Here is a 17,031-nt window from a genome sequence, read left to right on the forward strand (position 1 = left end):
CTGAAAAATTAGCAAAGGGCTATACAGGAGTCAAGAAACCGTTTACTTTGGTACGGAGCCGCTTTTTGAAGACCATCCCCGGCGGCAATCGAAAGCTCCCGCAACCGCTTAGTGGCGGAGGAGCCAGCGCCGGGTGATGACTCACCCCATCGCCCCGGCGCTGGCCGCAATCTGCAGGCCACGATGACCAAAGGAGACCACATGGCCGCACAACACATTCCCAGGACGCTCCGGCCGGCAGCAACGCCGGCCGCGGGCGTGGCGCACGGGACGGAGCAGTCCGCGTGAGCGCCATCAGCGAACTTTCCTCTTTGAGCCGGCGGAAGGGCAAGGTTACTGCCGCGGAGAAGAAAGCGAACAGCCGCGACAACAAGGCCGCCTACATCTTCCTGCTGCCGTGGCTGGTAGGCCTGGTGGCCATCACCATCGGCCCGATGCTGATGTCCCTCTACCTTTCCTTCACTGATTACAACCTGCTTCAGCCGCCTGAATGGACCGGGCTGGATAACTTTACCCGGATGCTCAGCGACGCCCGATTGCATAACTCGCTGCGGGTCACCTTCACCTATGTGTTTGTCGGTGTTCCGCTGCAGCTGGCTGTGGCGCTGTTGATCGCACTCGTCCTGGACAAGGGGCTGCGCGGCCTCCCGTTCTACCGTTCCGTGTTCTACCTGCCGTCCCTGCTGGGCGGCTCGGTGGCCGTTGCCATCCTGTGGAAGCAGATCTTCGGCACCACCGGCCTGGTCAACCAGGTCCTGGCAATGTTCGGCATTCAGGGCCCCGGCTGGATTTCGGACCCCAGCACGGCGCTCGGCTCGATCATCCTGCTGCACGTCTGGACGTTCGGCGCCCCGATGATCATCTTCCTGGCCGGGCTGCGCCAGATCCCGAACATGTACTACGAGGCCGCCAGGGTTGACGGCGCCACCACGCTCCAGCAGTTCTGGCGGATCACGCTGCCCATGCTGAGCCCCATCATCTTCTTCAACCTGGTGCTGCAGATCATCGGCTCGTTCCAGTCATTCACGCAGGCGTTCATCGTCTCCGGGGGCAACGGCGGTCCGTCCGACTCCACCATGTTCTTCACCCTGTACCTCTACCAAAAGGGCTTCGGCCAGTTCGACATGGGCTATGCCTCGGCCATGGCGTGGGTGCTGCTGCTCATCATCGGCGTGTTCACCGCCATTAACTTCATCGCTTCTAAGTATTGGGTTTTCTATGACGACTAAGCTGGAGACGCTGCCCGCCCCGGACAGGAAGTCCGCAGGCGCCGGCAAGCCTACGAACCACAAACCCAGGGTCCGCGAGTCCCGTGGAACCCTGGCCTTCAGCCGGGCCCAGCGCGGCAAATCGCTGATGAAGCACGGCATCCTCATCCTGGCCGGCGGCCTGATGATCTACCCGCTGCTGTGGATGGTGGTGTCCTCGCTGCGCCCCAACGAGTTGATCTTCCGGGAGCCGGGCCTGTGGCTCAACAGCCTGGAAATGGGCAACTACACCTCCGGCTGGTCCGCCCTGACGCACCCGTTCGGCCACTACATGCTCAACTCCGCGATCGTGGTGATCGGGTCGATCCTGGGAAACCTGGTCTCGTGCTCCATGGCCGCCTATGCGTTTGCCCGGCTGCAGTTCACGGGAAAGAAGCTGTTCTTCGGCATCATGCTGCTGACCATCATGCTGCCGTTCCATGTGGTCATCGTTCCGCAGTACATCCTGTTTTCCCAGATCGGCTGGGTAAACACCTTCTGGCCGCTGCTGGTCCCCAAGCTGCTCGCCACGGACGCGTTCTTCGTGTTCCTGATGGTGCAGTTCATCCGGGGCATTCCCCGCGAGCTGGACGAGGCTGCGAGGATCGACGGCGCCGGCCACCCGCGCATCTTCCTGCGCGTCATCCTGCCCCTGATGGTGCCGGCCCTGGCCACCACCACCATCTTCACGTTCATCTGGACCTGGAACGACTTCTTCGGAGCCTTGATCTACCTCACGGACCCGGACATGTTCACGGTTCCGGTGGCGTTGCGGGCCTTCGTGGACTCCCAATCCGCGACGAGCTGGGGTTCGCTGTTCGCCATGTCCATCGTGTCCCTGCTGCCTGTGTTCCTGGTTTTCCTCTTCGGCCAGCGGTTCCTCATCAAGGGCATCGCCACCACCGGCATCAAATAGCAGATTGCCCCTGCGAACCCTGACCGAGCGGCCCGCCTGGTGGCGGGCCGCTCGGCCGTTTTGTAGGGGAAATCCCGCGCCGAAACATCTTGTATTACAAGTATGACGCTTGTACTCTTAGTTGCAGAAAGCGCTTTCTCTTCACTCGGACCCCTCACCGACCTCCACCCCCAAATCCCCAAGATCAACGAAGATCGGAGTACACAGTGCCGCTTTTTCCCCGCCCTGCGTCTGCAGCAAAGCAGCCGGCAGGCAGACCTTCACCGGGCTCCTCCCGGCGCACCCGTAAAGCAGGCGCAGTCGCCGCCGCCGTCGCAGCCGTCATGGCCCTCAGCGCCTGCGGCGGGGGAGCCTCGCCACAGAATGCCGATGGCGCCGTTGAGCTGCGCTTCTCCTGGTGGGGTGGCGACAAGCGCGCCCAGCTGACCCAGGAGGCGATCAAGCAGTTCGAGGCCGAAAACCCGAAGATCAAGATCAAGCCGGAATTCGGCGACTGGAGCGGCTACTGGGACAAGCTTGCCACCCAGGTGGCTGCCAACGACGCCCCGGACGTCATCCAGATGGACGAGAAGTACATCACGGAGTATTCCAGCCGCGGCGCCCTCCTGGACCTGTCCAAGTACGACATCGACACCTCCAAGCTCGACGAGGCGGCCCTCAATGCGGGCAAGGGCGAGAACGGACTGACGGGAATCCCAGCCGGTATTAACGCCGCCACCATCCTGGCCAACCCGGCCGTCTTCCAAGCCGCCGGTGTCCCGCTCCCGGATGACTCGAAATGGACCTGGGAGGACTTCGGGCGCATCGCCGCGGAGATCACGGCGAAGTCGCCCAAGGGCACCTATGGCGCGGCGGCTTATGGGACGGACGAAGCTTCCCTGGGCGTGTGGCTTCGGCAGAACGGAAAGTCCCTCTACACGCCCGATGGCAAGCTGGGCTTCGAACCGGGCGATATTGCTGAGTGGTGGGCATTCCTGAAGAAGCTGAGCCAGGACAAAGCCGTGCCTTCCGCCTCCGAGGTGGTTGAAGCCGAGGCCGCTCCCCTTGACCAGAGCGGGCTGGCGACCGGAAAGAACGGAATGGCCTTCTGGTGGTCCAACCAGGCTCCGGCGCTGGAGAAGGCGTCCGGCGGCGACCTGAGGATCCTGCGCTTCCCCACCAAGACCGGCTCCGCTGCCGACGCAGGGCTCTGGTACAAGGCATCCCAGTTCTGGTCCGCCTCCTCGCGCACCAAGCACCCCCAGGAGACGGCGAAGTTCATCAACTTCCTCACCAACAACGTCAAGGCCGGCGAGGCCCTCCTGGCCGACCGCGGCGTCTACCCGAACTCCGAGGTGCGGGCGGCAATCCAGCCCAAGCTGACCCCGGCGGACGTCAAGGTGGTCTCCTTCATCGACCAGATCAAGGACGAACTCGGCGAGGCCCCGGCGCCGCCGCCGAAGGGTGCAGGTGCCATCCAGGAAATCATCAAACGGTACACCTCTGAAGTCCTGTTCGAGCGGCTGTCCCCCGAGGACGCAGGCAAGAAGGCCACCGATGAAATGAAGTCCGCCATCGCCAGCTAGTCTTCCCGCGGTTGGTCTTCCTGCCGTCCGACGGCGGATGGCAGCTCCACCCCGGCAGGAACCATGGTTCCTGCCGGGGTGGAGCTGTTTAATTGCCGGCTTGGATGTTGATCACTTGGGACCCTTACGGAATGCCGGTCTTGAGGGCGGTGCCACGCTTCCGCCCATGAATGCGAGGGCGGTATTACCCTCCCTAAAACATGGACGGCGTTGGGAGGCAGGGCTTGTTCAGCTGTGGACCGGCAGGCGGCGTAGCGATGCTGGTCTGGTCCGGCATGTGCAGATCCCGGCAAAGGTGATGCTGTTGACCGGTAGGTGTGGCCGGTTGGGGTGGTTGTGGTGACGGTGTGCCGCGTGCCTGGTTCTGGTTGTGCGGTCCAGCCCAGGGTTTCCTTGGTGTGGTTGCAGGCTTCGCAGAGGCCCTGGCCGTTGGCCGCTGTGGTGGGTCCGCCGCCCTGCCAGGAGACGACGTGGTCGTGGTGCCGGATCGGTGCGGCGCAGTACGGGGTGCGGCAGGTGTCGTCCCGGACCTGGAGGAAGCGTTGCAATCCTGCCGGGAAGAGCCGGGCTTTGGAATCCATCGCGACCAGTTCCCCGGTGCCGGGGGCGGTGTAGAGCCTGCGGAAAAAGAGATCCAGGTCTTGAGGGCCGGTTTCCGGGTTGCCGGTGTCACTCCCGGTGGTACCACTTGTGAGGGCGTCGTCTGTGCTGTTCTTGCCGGTGAGGGCGAGGTCGCGGGCGGTTGCTACGGGGATGGTGCCGTAGCCGGGGAGGCGTGCGGGTTCGGCGTCTGCCTGCAGGAGGGTGCGGTCGGTCATGACGAGCTGGATCTCGACCCCGGTGATGCCGCCGGGGGTGCCGGTGACGCGTTCGACCAGGGTGTCGGCCATGACCTCCCCCCGGCTCCGGTCATCCCCGGCTGACCGGGCGGTGTCCGCGTTCCGGGTGAGGGCGGCGTAGGTGGCGACGCCGTGGGCGAAGGGGTGGCGGGTGGGTTTGGAGTGGCACCAACAGCGGACAGTTCGGCGGCGCATTGCACCGCCTGCTGCACTGCCACCGTCCCCAAAACCGCTTCCATAACCAAAGTCTTCCACCACGGTCTGACAACCACAGCCACCCAAAACCCCTATGTGGAAAACGGTAAAAGCACCCTCCGAAGCCGCTGTGCAGGGACGCGACGGCCGCACCCAGGGTGGGTGCCGTCGTCGGACTTCTGCCCGGGACTCTAGCCCTCCGCGATGACCGCGACACCACCTGCCGGAACTGTGCCGGAAAATGCGCCGCCCGTTAACAGTTCCGTGCCGGACGCATGAACCGAGGCTTCCGCCCGCGTGTGGTTAATGGCGAAGAGGAAACCCTGCCCGTCGGCCGAACGCCGGCGGACCAGCTCCACGCCGGGGTCGGCCGCGGCGAGGGGAGCCACGCCGGACTCAGCGAGCAGCCTGTCCACAAGGGACTCGATCCCGTCCTGGTCCGGGAACGTAGCCAGGTACCAGGCGGCCCCGGACCCCACAGCCCGGCGTGTGAGGGACGGAACCCCCTCCAGCGGGTATTCGGTGAAGGTCTGCACCGCCTCCGCGCCGGCCAGATGGACATCCTCGCTCCAGATGGACGAAACAGTGCCGTCGCTCAGCTTCAGCCGGGATTCGGCCAGCAGGGGATGGAACTCCTCCACGCGCACCCCGAGGAGCTCACGGAAAGCACCGGGATATCCTCCCAGCCGCACGTGGTCCTGCATGTCCACGATCCCACTGAAATAGCTCACCAGGACCGTGGCGCCCGCGGCGGCAGCGGCGGCGATGTTGGCGGCATCGTCATCGGAGACGGCGTAGAGCGTGCACACCAGCACCAGGTGGTACCCCTCAAGGGACGCGGACGGATGCACGATGTCCACGGAGATGCCGCGCAGGACCAGGGCACGGTGGAAGGCCCGCAGCAGGTCCAGGTACCGGACATCGATGCTGGGCTTCGAATCGATTTCACTCGCCCACCAGGCCTCGTAGTCAAAGACAATGGCAACGCGCGATTCCACGCGCGAACCGCGCACCGGCGCCAGCCGCTTCAACGCGTCCCCCAGCTCCACGACTTCGCGCCACACCCGGGTGTCGCGCCCCGCGTGCGGCACCATGGCCGAGTGGAACTTTTCGGAGCCCGCGAAGCTCTGGCGCCACTGGAAGAACATCACAGCGTCCGCGCCCCGGGCCACGTGCGCCAGGGAATTCCGGAGCATCTCCCCGGGCATCTTGGGCTGGTTGCGCGGTTGCCAGTTGACGGCCGACGTCGAGTGTTCCATGAGGATCCACGGTTCGCCGCCCGCAATGCCGCGGGTAAGGTCCGCGCTGAACGCGAGTTCGATGTGCCGCTCGGGGTCCGCCGCCACCAGGTAATGGTCGTTGGCGATCACGTCCAGGTCCTTGGCCCAGCCGAAGTAATCCATCGACTTGGTGGCGCTGGAGGCCATCAAATTGGTGGTGCACGGAATATCGGGTGTGACTTCACGCAGCACCGCCACCAGCTCGCGGTAGTAGTCCATCAGCGCCCAGGAGTTGAACCGCTGGAAGTCCAGCTGCTGTCCCGGATTCAGCGTGGAGGGCGCGACGGCGGGCGGCAGGATCTCATCGAAGGAGCCGTAGTTCTGGGACCAGAACGCCGTGCCCCAGGACGCGTTGAGGGCCTGGATGGTCCCGTACCGGCGCTCCAGCCAGGCGCGGAAGGCGGCGGTGTCCTCTTCGCCGTAGAACTCGGAGATGTGGCAGCCAAGTTCATTGTCCACATGCCAGAGTGCCAGGGCGGGGTGGTCCTTGTACCGTCCAGCGATGGTGCGGGTGATCCCCGCGGCATAGCGGCGGTAAACGGCCGACGACGGCGTGTAGTGCCGCCGCGAGCCCGGTCCCAGCACGGTTCCGTCAGCCGTCACCGGAAGGATTTCCGGGTGTTTCCGGACCAGCCACGCCGGGGGAGCGGCGGTGGCGGTGGCCAGGGCCACCTTCACTCCGATCCCCGCGAGGTTGTCCATGACGTCGTCCAGCCAGCCAAAGTCGTACTTTCCCTCGGCCGGTTCCAGCAGGGCCCACGAGAAGATGCCGACGCTAAGAAAGTTAACGCCCGCTTCCTGCATCAGTTCCAGGTCCTCCAGCCGGACACTGGCCGGCCACTGCTCGGGGTTGTAGTCGCCGCCGAAAGCGATGCCCTGGACGTTGCTCCAGACGTTCGGTGCACTCGTGGTTTCCTGCATGGTCATGGGACTCCTTTGTCTGCTCGCGAACGGAAGGTAGCTGATGTCAGACCTTTGGAAAACGCTTGCCCAACCATCGCACAGCAGCTATTGTATCGTTTCAGAAGCAGTGTTAGCCAGCTCACTACCTCCCCTGGTAGGCGGACCGGGCCAGCACACATCGAGCAAGGAGGCTCCCGTGATCAACAGAAGGCATTTCCTCACAACCGTGGCCGTCGGCACCGCATCCGCCGCAGCCTTGGCGGCATGCGGGAACGGATCCAGCTCTTCCGGGCAGACCGGAACCGCCGAAAAGCCCGTCACCATCAACTACACCTGGTGGGGCAACGACGACCGCGCCGAGCGCACCCGCAAGGCCATCGCACTCTTCGAATCGAAGAACCCGGACATCAAGGTCAACGGCAACTTCACCGACTTCGCCGGCTACTGGCAGAAGCGCGCCACCGAGGCTGCCGGCGGCGGCCTGCCCGACGTCATGCAGTGGGACCTGTCCTACCTGCGCGACTACGGCCAGCGCAACCAGCTGCTGGACCTGAGCACCGTCAAGATCAACACTGAGGCGTTCGAGAAGTCACTCCTGCCGTCCGGCCAGATCAAGGGCAAGACCTACGGCATCCCCACCAGCACCAACGCCTTCGCCGTCTACTACGACCCCGCCAAGCTGGCCTCGCTGGGCATTGCCGAGCCCGACGGCAGCTGGTCCTACAAGGAATTCAACGACTTCCTGAGCCAGGTGGGCAGCAAGAGCAACGGTGCCCTCTATGGCGGCACCGACTACACCGGCGTCTGGTGGATGTTCAACATCTGGCTCCGGCAGAACAACATCCAGGCCTTCACCCCGGAGGGCAAGCTGGGCTTCAGCAAGGACGACCTGAAGAAGTGGTGGAACCTCACCGCAAGCCTGCGCGGCACCGGCGCCATCATCCCCGAGGACCGCGTCACCCAGTTGGCCCCCAAGTCCCCGTTCGGCTCCAACGCCACCGCAACAGAGGTCACCTGGGACAACTTCATGGCCGGCTACCTGGGGGACAGCGGCGCCAAGGAGCTCAAGCTCGTCCCTGTCCCGTCCGACAACCAGGACAACCTGGGACTGTTCCTCAAGCCGTCCATGCTCATGGTGGCCAGCGCCAAGACCAAGTTCAAGGACGCTGCCGCCCGGTTCATCGACTTCATGGTCAACGACCCCGAGGTGGGCCAGATCTTCAAGACCTCCCGCGGCGTTCCCGCCTCGAAGACCCAGCGTGACGGCACCACTTTCGACGGCACGGACAAGGCCGTGGTCGATTACGAGAAGTCCATCGAGAAGTACCTCAAGGACGCCCCCGAGCCGCCGATCGTCGGCTTCGGCACGCTGGAAGCCTCCTTCAAGCGCATCGCCTCGGACCTGAACTACGGCAAGCTCACCGTCGACGGTGCAACCGATGCCTGGTTCAAGGAAGCCGAAGACCTCATCAAGCAGAACGCCTGAGCAAGCATCAATGCCCGATCCAGGCTCGACTGACGGAATGAACTCGTGACTCAAAGCCCAACCCTGAGCAGGCGCTCCACGGCGCCCGCCCCCGCACAGCTTCGCAGGTCGAAGCGCAACGGGGCGGACGCCCGTGCCGGCTACACCTTCCTGCTGCCCTGGCTGCTGGGATTCATCGCCCTCACCGTGGGGCCGATGATTTCCTCGCTGTACCTGTCATTCACCAACTACAACCTGTTCGAACCGCCCAAGTGGATCGGCCTGGACAACTACACCACCCTCTTCCAGGACGAACGCTTCCTGCAGTCCGTGGGCGTGACCCTTGGCTATGTGGTCTTCGGAACCCCGCTGAAACTGGCCGCCGCATTGGCGGTGGCGATGCTGCTGAACAGCAAGCGCCGCGGCCAGGGCTTCTACCGGTCCGCGTTCTACGCCCCGTCCCTGATCGGCGCGTCCGTGTCGATCGCGATCGTGTGGAAGGCGATGTTCGGCGATTCGGGCCCCGTGGACCAGGGCCTGTCCTTCTTCGGGATCAACCTCGGCGGCTGGGTGGGCAACCCCGCGATGACCATGCCGATGTTCATCCTGCTGACGGTGTGGCAGTTCGGCGCCCCGATGGTGATCTTCCTGGCCGGGCTCAAGCAGATCCCGAACGAACTGTACGAGGCGGCGTCCATGGACGGCGCCGGGCCGGTGCGGAAGTTCTTCAACATCACCTGGCCCATGCTTTCCCCGGTGATCTTCTTCAACCTGCTGATGGAGACCATCCACGCGTTCCAGATCTTTGCGTCGGCCTACATCATTTCCAACGGTGAAGGCGGCCCGGCCGGATCCACCCTCTTCTACACCCTCTACCTGTACCTGCGGGGCTTCAGCGATTTCCGGATGGGCTACGCCTCGGCCATGGCATGGCTGCTGGTCATCGTGGTCGGCATCATCACGCTGATCTTCTTCCGCACGTCCAAGTCCTGGGTCCACTACAGCGGTGATTCACGATGACAACGATGGCAACACCCACCCAGTCCGCAGGCGCCAAAGCCCCCGACTATAACCCCAAATCGGAGTCCGCCGGCGCGAAGCGGGCCAAGAGCATCATCTTCCACGCCGCGGCCCTGGTCCTTACCGCCATCGTGCTGTATCCGGGCCTGTGGATGATCGCCTCGTCCTTCAAACCGAACGCGGAAATCGGCGGGCAGAACACGTCGCTGTGGTCCAACAACTTCAGCTTCGACAATTTCGTCACGGCGATGGAAGGGATCGGCGGGGTGTCCACCCTGCAGTTCTTCACCAACTCGCTGATCCTGGCCCTCGGCGCCGTCGTCGGAACCATCCTGTCCGCGAGTGTGTCGGCCTACGCGTTCGCCCGGATCAACTTCCCCGGCCGCAGCCTGTTCTTCGGCATGATGATCGCCACCTTGCTGCTGCCCTTCCACGTGGTGATCATTCCGCAGTACATCGTGTTCCAGCAGCTGGGCCTGGTGGACACGTACGTGCCGCTGCTGATCGGCAAGTTCCTGGCGGCCGACGCGTTCTTCGTGTTCCTCATGGTCCAGTTCATGCGTGGCCTGCCGGCGGAACTGGACGAGGCGGCAAGGATCGACGGCGCCGGGCATGCCCGGATCTTCGGCTCGATCATGCTGCCGCTGATGAAGCCGGCACTGATCTCCACCTCGATCTTCTCCTTCATCTGGAGCTGGAACGACTTCCTGGGCCCGCTGCTGTACCTGAACACCCCGGACAAGTACCCGCTGCCGCTGGCCCTGCGCCTCTTCGTGGACCAGACTCAGTCCTCGGACTACGGCGCGATGATCGCCATGTCCGTCCTGGCCCTGCTCCCCGTGCTGCTCTTCTTCCTGATTTTCCAGCGCTACATCGTCGAAGGCGTCTCCACCCAGGGACTCAAGGGCTAGGGAAAAATGAAAATGAGCGTCATGGACAGCACCACACCCACCCCCGGCCACGAGCCCATCCCGGTGAACCGGTTCGCCCTGTTCTCCGAAACCCTCCTGGCGGGGGTGCTGGTGCTGGTGCTGTCCATCCCGCTCGTCACCATTCCCGCCGCCTACGCGGCCGGAACCGCCCACCTGGAGCGGCACCTCGCCGGCCGGGACGACTCCGTCCGGGGCCTGTGGAACCTCTTCAAGGCTGCACTGCCGGGCAGCAGGAAACTTGGAATCACGACGGCGGCAGCCGGCGTCGTGATTGTCCTTAACCTTCTCCTCGCATGGGTTGGGCAACTTCCCGGCAGCCAGGTTGTGCTGCCCGCCACCCTCCTCCTCGCCGCGGCCGGCGCCATCCTGCTGCTGCGCACCGCGGCCGCCTGGTCCGACGCCACCGGCCCCGGGAGCGGAGGCAAGGACACCTGGCGGGCCGCCCTGGATGCCGGCAAGTCCGTCTCCCTGCGCGACTGGACCGGCTCCCTGCTGCTGGCCGCCGCCCTGTTCTGCGCGGTGGTGTTCGTCTGGATGCTCGCAGCGTTGTTTGTCGTGGTGCCGGGAACCCTGCTCCTCGCTGCCGCCGCAGTCAAAATACGCTCCAGCCGCCAAGGCTGACCGTGCCTGCCGACCCCGCGCGCTCCGGCCTGTCCCTCCGCCCTACCGAAACCCCGCCCCGGTGGTACCACCCGCTGACCCAGCACAACTACCGGCTTTTCCTCGGCCTGCAGCTGGCAGGCAGCCTGGGTGTATGGATGCAGCGGCTGGCACAGGACTGGCTGGTGCTGCAGCTGTCCGGAAGCCCCGCTGCCGTGGGAGTGGCCGTGGCCCTGCAGTTCCTTCCCATGCTCGTCGTGGGTCCGCTCGCCGGGCTGGTGGTGGACGTGTTTCCCAAGCGCCGGATCATGATGGTGTGCCAGTCCGTCATTGTGCTGCTGGGCGTGGGCCTGGCGGCCTGGGCTGCCAGCGGCACCATTACCGTGGCGGTGGTCTACGCCAGCTGCGTCGCGCTGGGCGTCACCGCTGCCGTTGACCAGCCCACCCGGCAGGTCTTCGTGAATGAAGTGGTGGGCGACGCCGCCCTCCGCCCCGCCATCGGACTCAACAACGCACTGTCCCAGCTGGGGGCCATGGCCGGTCCGGCGCTGGGAGGTGTCCTGATTGCGCATGCCGGCCCGCTGGCAGCTTTTGCCGCCAACGCGGCGATCGGCATTCTCGTCCTGGGGCTGATCGGTGCCATCCGGGCCCGCGAACTCCATCCAAGCACGCCTGCGGAGCGGGGGCGCGGGCAGGTACTGGCCGGCTTCCGGTACGTCAGGGAAAGACCCCGCCTGCTGCTGCTCATCCTCCTGGCCGGACTCCTCGGGGCCTTTGGCATGAACGGTCCGGTGGTTCTCGCCGCCTTCGCGGAGCGCGTGTGGCACAACGGGGTGGAAGGCTTCGGCCTGTTCAACACGGTCAGCGCCCTGGGCGCGCTGGCCGGAGCGCTCCTGGCGGCGCGGCTGGGCAGGATGGGCCGCAAGGGCATCGTGGCGGCCGCAGGTCTCTTTGGACTGTCCCAGCTGGTGGCCGCCCTCATGCCCACCCTGGTGCTGTTCGTGGCCATGCTGGCAGTAGTGGGAATTATGACGCTCCTGTTCCTGACCAGCGCGGCCACCGTGGTGCAGTTGGAGGCCGGTCCGGCTATCCGCGGCAGGGTCATGGCGCTGTACCTGCCGCTCCTGCTGGGCGGCCATGCGTTTGGCGGGCTGCTGGCGGGCTGGCTCACGGAGCAGTTCGGCGTGCGGACCGGCCTGGTGGTGACGGGGAGCCTGGGCATGCTCTCCGCGGCCGTCATCGCGGTGCTGCTGTGGTGGCACGGCCGGCGCTGGCAGGAAGCAGCCAGGCAGGCGTGAGGGCTGGCCCGCACCCTCAGGAAGCGGGCAATTCGAAGGCTTCCGGCCCAGCCACGGCCCAGGACAGTCCCAGCTCGCTGAAGGTGGCGTGCTCCCGGCCCGAACGCTCCAGGGCCCCTTCGATGTCGATGACGACGGCGTGCGCGGTCCCGCCTTCGCCTTCCCACCTGATGGCGGCGGGATCGATGGGCGTGGGCGGCGGCGCCGTGCGAATCGCTTCGAGCACCAGCATGAAAGCGCCGCTGTCCACGAGCGGGCTGATGAGCGGCTCACCGCCGTCCCGGTGCGCGAGCAGGTTTTCGGTGAGGTCGTCGCGGCCGTACGCCTGCTCGGAGCGGCCCGACGGCGTCTCGACGCTGAGCCGGTCCTCCGTGTAGTGGAAGACAGCGGTCCCGGTGGAGCCCTGCAGGGTGATGTACGGCTCCACCGACTCAGCGGCGCAGATGGTCAGGGCGCAGGTGATGGGCAGCCCGGCGGCGGTCCGGATGCGGATCACTGATGTATCGTCCGATTCGATGTCGTTGGCCCGGTACAGCTCCGTCTCCACGGACGACAGGTCCGCCGTGGTGCGCGCGCCCGCGATGCGCAAAGCCGTGGCCACGGCGTGCGCCAGCGGGTTGGTGGCAACACCGTCCACCACGTCCACGCCGTCGATGCTGCGCTTCCCGGCCCAGCGGGACCGCTTGTAGTAGGCCTTGTCCCGAACCCACCGGCCGGTGGCGGAAATGCCCTGCAGCGTTCCGATGGTGCCGGCCGCGAGGAGGTCCTCGATGGCCTTCAGCGCATGCGAGCCCAGGCTTTGGAAGCCGATTTGCACGCTCCGGCCTGAGGCCGCGGCGGCATCGCACAGGCGGCAGAAGTCGGCCAGGGACGCCACGGGAGGCTTTTCCAGGTAGAGGTCGGCGTCCGCGGCAAGTGCCGCCAGCGCCAGCGGCGCGTGGGACTGGATGGGCGTGGCCACGATGACCAGATCCAGCTGGTCCGTCCCGGCGAGCAGTTCGGCAAGGCCCGGGAAAACGGCTGACGACGGCGGCAGCGAGCCGGGCGCCGGTGGGGTGGGGTCGGCCACCGCCACGAGTTCGACGGCGGCGGCAGCCTGGAGGCGCTCAAGGTTCCGCAGGTGGTGGGTGCCGAAGCCGTGCACCCCCACGAGTGCCACCCGCGATGCGGTGCTGCTCGAAGCGCCCGCTGCGGTGGCAGCTTCAGTTGCGGTTCCCATGGTCCTCCAGTCTGTCCGGCAGGCGCCGGCCGCCTCGCGGATGCGCCCCCGCAAAGGCGGCGGCAAACGCTTTCCATCATTCAGTGTGCGGCATGAAGCGCGGCGAAGTCCAGAAGTGTAACGATTCAAAAAATGGCTTGACCCACTGTCGGCTTGGCGCTAGATTTTCGAGAAACCGATTACCAGCGTGATGCGGACCACTTTCCGCTTCGCCTCTGCAACGATGGAGAAGAGAAGGGAGTCGTGCATGCTGTCCGGAACCTTGAGTGCCCGCGCCTATTCGTTCTTTGACACCCTGGCCTGGATTGCCTGCCTGAACCTGCTGTGGATCGCCTTCACCCTCCTGGGCGTGGGTGTCCTGGGTGCAGGACCCGCCACGGCCGCGGCGCAGATCCTGGTGCGGAAACGCGCCTCCGGAGAGGCCGCGCCCCTGCTGCGGAGTTTCGCCGGCGCGTACTTCCGGAACTTCGGCAGGGCCAACATCCTGGCCCTGCCGGTGTTGGCGGTGGCCGCGGTGCTTGTCCTGAACTGGAATTACTTTTCGGCCGGTGCGGGCGTGTTGCCGCAGCTGCTGGCGGCGGGGATCTTTGTATCGGCGATCTTCCTGGCCGGGGCCGCCTGCTACCTGTTTCCCATGTACGCCCGGTACGAGTTGCCGCTGGCGCGGTACCTCCTGATGTCCCCGCGCTTTGCCGTGCGCCACCTCGCGGGGACCGTCATCCTGCTGTTTGTTTCCGGCGCAGTGTTGTATGCCAGCAGCGTTCTCCCGGGGCTCATCCCGTTCTTCAGTGTTGGCACCTGGCTCTTCCTCACGGGCTGGCTTTGCGACCGCTTCTTCACGGCAAATGACGAATCCGTCGCTGCGGCCGCGGGGCTGGATCCTGAAGTGCTGGACCGGCAACCCGTGCTGCGCGGGGCCTCTGCCGCCTGACCATCGCAGCCCGACCCGCCCTGCGTGGGGACGATGCTGCCCCAATTTGTGTGAAACGTATCAAAAGGAGGGCCTGGGGCCCTCCTGAACCCCAACGAAGTGGAAAAGGAACAACCATGACCCGCAGGAACCTCACCCTGGCTGCCGCCGTCGTCACCGCTGCAGCCCTGTCCCTCACCGCCTGCGGCAGCGGGGAAACGCCCGCCGCCGACCTCAAATCCGTGTCCATCATGGCGCCGTTCCTCGAGGCGCAGCCGCCCAGCGCCGACGGCGCAGTGCAAAAGAAGCTGGAGGAGCTCACCGGCAAGGACGTCAACATCACCTGGGCACCGAACGCCTCCTACGAGGACAAGACCAATATCACCCTGGCGGGGTCGGAGATCCCGCAGATCATGGTCATCCAGGGCAAGAGCCCCGGCTTCGTCAAGAACGCCAGGGCCGGTGCCTTCTGGGACCTGACCGGCAAGCTGGACAAGTACCCCAACCTCAAGACCACGTTCCCGGACATCCAGCAGAACGCCAGTGTCAACGGCAAGGTGTATGGGGTGTTCCGCGGCCGCTCTCCGATGCGTGCTGCCGTGATGTTCCGGCAGGACTGGCTCGACAAGCTGGGCCTTCAGCCGCCCAAGACCACGGAGGACCTCTACAAGGTGGCCAAGGCCTTCACCGAGCAGGACCCGGACGGCAACGGCCAGAACGACACCTGGGGCATCACCATTCCCAAGTGGGGGGCCCTGGGCACCAACAGCCCCTACGACCTCATCGAGGAGTGGTACGGCACGGGGAACCGGTGGACCGAGAAGGACGGAAAGCTCGTCCCAAGCTTCGAAACGGACGAGTTCCTGGAAGCCAACCGCTTCGTCAAGAAGATGGTGGACGAGAAACTGATCAACCCGGACTTCGCCACCTTCGACCCCACCAAGTGGAACGAGCCGTTCCTCAATGGCAAAGGCGGCATCATTGTCGACGTCGATTCCCGCGTGAGCGTCCTGATCAACCTGTTCAAGCAGGCGGATCCGAACAACTTCCAGAACAAGGTGGGCTTCGTGGGCAACCTCGAGGGGCCCGACGGCGAACTGCACGCCCACCCCACCGACGGCTACTCCGGCTTCCTGGCCATCCCCAAGTCCAGCGTCGGCACCGAAGCTGAGCTGGACAAGGTGCTGCAATTCCTGGACACCATGAACGGCAAGGACGTCGCAGTCCTGCTGAACAACGGCATCGAAAACGTCAACTTCACGGTGCAGGACGGCAAGGCCGCCACCATCAAGCCCGAAACCGGGGAAGGCAAGGCGGTCAGCACCGACATCAAGAGCTACGCACAACTGGGCATGAACGTGGCCGGAAACAACTTCTACCCGGTCAAGCAGCCCACGGAGTACGAGCAGCAGGTCTTCGATAAGCGCACCACGGTGATGGCCGAAGACCTCAAGAGCGCCGTCTACAACCCCGCCGCCCCCTACGTGTCCGAGACCTACGTTGCCAAGGGTGCGCAACTGGACAACATCGTGGCCGACGCCCGGATCAAGTACCTCGCGGGCCAGATCGACGAGCAGGGCCTCAAGGACGCCATCCGGCTCTGGAACACCAGCGGCGGCGAAAAGGTCAAGGAAGAGATCAACAAGCTGTGGCAGGACAACAAATAAATGGCAGCCCCTGTCGTTGAGGCCCGTGCCGGGGAGCAGGTTCGCAAGGGCGCGCCTGCTCCCCGGAACCGGGGCAAGTTCTCCGTCCACTTCGCGCACTACAAGTGGCTGTACCTGCTGCTGTTGCCGGGTGTGGTGTACTTCGCGGTGTTCCGCTACGCCCCGATGTACGGCGTCACCATTGCGTTCAAGGACTACGTCCCGTTCCTCGGAGTGAACGGCAGCCCCTGGGTGGGTTTCCAGAACTTCCAGGACTTCTTCTCCAACCCGGACTTCCCCCGGCTGCTGGGCAACACCCTGATCCTTGCATTCCTGAACCTGGGCATCGCCTTTCCGCTGACCATCATCCTGGCGCTGCTGCTCAACGAGGTCCGCTTGTCCGTCCTCAAGCGCACCGTCCAGACGCTCGTGTACATCCCGCACTTTTTGTCCTGGACCATCGTGGCGTCGCTGAGCTTCCTGATGTTCGCTCTGGACATCGGCCCGCTGTTCCAATTCCTGAACGGCGTCATGGGGACCCACATCGACTTTCTGTCCGACCCCGCCTGGTTCCGGCCACTGATCGTGCTGCAGGAAATCTGGAAGAACACCGGCTGGGGCACCATCATTTTCCTCGCGGCACTGGCCACGGTGGACCAGGACCAGTACGAGGCGGCGATTATTGACGGCGCCGGCCGGTTCCGGCGGGTCTGGCATATCACCCTCCCCGGGATCCGGTCCACCATCATCGTGATGCTGATCCTGGCCATCGGGCAGATGCTCAACACCGGGTTCGAGCAGATCTACCTGATGACCAACGCCCTGAACCGCGACGTGGCCGACGTTTTCGATACCTACGTCTACTTCGTGGGCATCACCCAGGGCGCCTACAGCTACTCAACCGCGGTGGGCCTGTTCAAATCCGTGGTGGGCATCGTGCTGATCTTCGGCACGAACTGGCTGGCCAAGCGATTCAACCAGAGCGGACTGTTCTAG

13 protein-coding genes and 1 pseudogene are annotated in these 17,031 nt (G+C 64.9%); 11 read left to right on the forward strand and 3 right to left on the reverse strand.

The annotated features are described in order from the left end of the window. Positions 1-284 precede the first annotated feature (284 nt). From AC2JAJ_RS11470 to AC2JAJ_RS11480, 3 genes are all read left to right on the forward strand, one after another. Positions 285-1,229: a carbohydrate ABC transporter permease gene (locus AC2JAJ_RS11470; protein WP_473696119.1), complete on the forward strand. Its 945-nt coding sequence runs from the start codon at positions 285-287 to the stop codon at positions 1,227-1,229. Next, positions 1,219-2,163: a carbohydrate ABC transporter permease gene (locus tag AC2JAJ_RS11475; protein WP_486415788.1), complete on the forward strand. Its 945-nt coding sequence runs from the start codon at positions 1,219-1,221 to the stop codon at positions 2,161-2,163. The genes AC2JAJ_RS11470 and AC2JAJ_RS11475 overlap by 11 nt, the downstream gene beginning before the upstream one ends. Positions 2,164-2,369: 206 nt before the next feature. Further along, positions 2,370-3,728 (forward strand): ABC transporter substrate-binding protein, encoded by a 1,359-nt coding sequence (locus tag AC2JAJ_RS11480; RefSeq protein WP_486415787.1) that lies wholly within the window; start codon positions 2,370-2,372, stop codon positions 3,726-3,728. On the opposite strand, the pseudogene AC2JAJ_RS11485 reads toward AC2JAJ_RS11480, so the two are convergent. Both AC2JAJ_RS11485 and AC2JAJ_RS11490 read right to left on the reverse strand, forming a co-directional pair. Continuing rightward, a pseudogene (locus AC2JAJ_RS11485) lies at positions 3,725-4,711 on the reverse strand (HNH endonuclease); the annotation flags it as partial. The gene AC2JAJ_RS11480 and the pseudogene AC2JAJ_RS11485 overlap by 4 nt on opposite strands. 242 nt (positions 4,712-4,953) lie before the next feature. Beyond that, positions 4,954-6,969, reverse strand: coding sequence for a beta-galactosidase (locus AC2JAJ_RS11490; protein WP_486415786.1), 2,016 nt, complete (start codon positions 6,967-6,969; stop codon positions 4,954-4,956). 172 nt (positions 6,970-7,141) lie between these two features. On the opposite strand from AC2JAJ_RS11490, the gene AC2JAJ_RS11495 reads away from it, so the two are divergent. From AC2JAJ_RS11495 to AC2JAJ_RS11515, 5 genes are read left to right on the forward strand one after another with little or no spacing between them, the layout of a single operon-like run. Next, the gene (locus AC2JAJ_RS11495; RefSeq protein WP_221386090.1) at positions 7,142-8,431 is read left to right on the forward strand and encodes an ABC transporter substrate-binding protein; all 1,290 of its coding nucleotides are present in this window, start codon (positions 7,142-7,144) and stop codon (positions 8,429-8,431) included. Positions 8,432-8,476: 45 nt separating this feature from the next. Further along, positions 8,477-9,430 (forward strand): carbohydrate ABC transporter permease, encoded by a 954-nt coding sequence (locus AC2JAJ_RS11500; RefSeq protein ID WP_221386091.1) that lies wholly within the window; start codon positions 8,477-8,479, stop codon positions 9,428-9,430. After that, positions 9,427-10,341 (forward strand): carbohydrate ABC transporter permease, encoded by a 915-nt coding sequence (locus AC2JAJ_RS11505; RefSeq protein WP_486415785.1) that lies wholly within the window; start codon positions 9,427-9,429, stop codon positions 10,339-10,341. Before AC2JAJ_RS11500 ends, AC2JAJ_RS11505 begins: the two co-directional genes overlap by 4 nt. A gap of 12 nt (positions 10,342-10,353) precedes the next feature. After that, positions 10,354-10,983 carry a Poxvirus protein I5 gene (locus tag AC2JAJ_RS11510; RefSeq protein WP_486415784.1) on the forward strand — a complete coding sequence of 210 codons (630 nt, stop codon included), beginning with the start codon at positions 10,354-10,356 and terminating at the stop codon, positions 10,981-10,983. A gap of 2 nt (positions 10,984-10,985) precedes the next feature. Further along, positions 10,986-12,260, forward strand: coding sequence for an MFS transporter (locus AC2JAJ_RS11515; protein WP_501053125.1), 1,275 nt, complete (start codon positions 10,986-10,988; stop codon positions 12,258-12,260). Positions 12,261-12,276: 16 nt separating this feature from the next. Here the strand turns inward: AC2JAJ_RS11515 and AC2JAJ_RS11520 are convergent, their stop codons facing one another. Then, positions 12,277-13,479, reverse strand: coding sequence for a Gfo/Idh/MocA family protein (locus tag AC2JAJ_RS11520; protein ID WP_486415782.1), 1,203 nt, complete (start codon positions 13,477-13,479; stop codon positions 12,277-12,279). Positions 13,480-13,726: 247 nt separating this feature from the next. Between AC2JAJ_RS11520 and AC2JAJ_RS11525 the strand changes: the two genes are divergently transcribed. From AC2JAJ_RS11525 to AC2JAJ_RS11535, 3 genes are all read left to right on the forward strand, one after another. Further along, positions 13,727-14,410 carry a YesL family protein gene (locus AC2JAJ_RS11525; protein WP_486415781.1) on the forward strand — a complete coding sequence of 228 codons (684 nt, stop codon included), beginning with the start codon at positions 13,727-13,729 and terminating at the stop codon, positions 14,408-14,410. A 116-nt stretch (positions 14,411-14,526) separates the two neighbouring features. After that, positions 14,527-16,056 (forward strand): extracellular solute-binding protein, encoded by a 1,530-nt coding sequence (locus AC2JAJ_RS11530; RefSeq protein ID WP_486415780.1) that lies wholly within the window; start codon positions 14,527-14,529, stop codon positions 16,054-16,056. Further along, entirely contained in the window at positions 16,057-17,031 is a 975-nt protein-coding gene (locus AC2JAJ_RS11535; protein ID WP_486415779.1) for an ABC transporter permease, read from the forward strand.

It is taken from the genome of Arthrobacter sp. MOO21 (genome assembly GCF_057369995.2).

Excerpts from the sequence above, each read along its gene's own strand:
- AC2JAJ_RS11530 (WP_486415780.1), top strand. The coding sequence starts at position 14,527 with ATGACCCGCAGGAACCTCACCCTGGCTGCCGCCGTCGTCACCGCTGCA.
- AC2JAJ_RS11520 (WP_486415782.1), bottom strand. The coding sequence starts at position 13,479 with ATGGGAACCGCAACTGAAGCTGCCACCGCAGCGGGCGCTTCGAGCAGC.
- AC2JAJ_RS11505 (WP_486415785.1), top strand. The coding sequence starts at position 9,427 with ATGACAACGATGGCAACACCCACCCAGTCCGCAGGCGCCAAAGCCCCC.
- AC2JAJ_RS11525 (WP_486415781.1), top strand. The coding sequence starts at position 13,727 with ATGCTGTCCGGAACCTTGAGTGCCCGCGCCTATTCGTTCTTTGACACC.
- AC2JAJ_RS11475 (WP_486415788.1), top strand. The coding sequence starts at position 1,219 with ATGACGACTAAGCTGGAGACGCTGCCCGCCCCGGACAGGAAGTCCGCA.
- AC2JAJ_RS11535 (WP_486415779.1), top strand. The coding sequence starts at position 16,057 with ATGGCAGCCCCTGTCGTTGAGGCCCGTGCCGGGGAGCAGGTTCGCAAG.
- AC2JAJ_RS11510 (WP_486415784.1), top strand. The coding sequence starts at position 10,354 with ATGAGCGTCATGGACAGCACCACACCCACCCCCGGCCACGAGCCCATC.
- AC2JAJ_RS11490 (WP_486415786.1), bottom strand. The coding sequence starts at position 6,969 with ATGACCATGCAGGAAACCACGAGTGCACCGAACGTCTGGAGCAACGTC.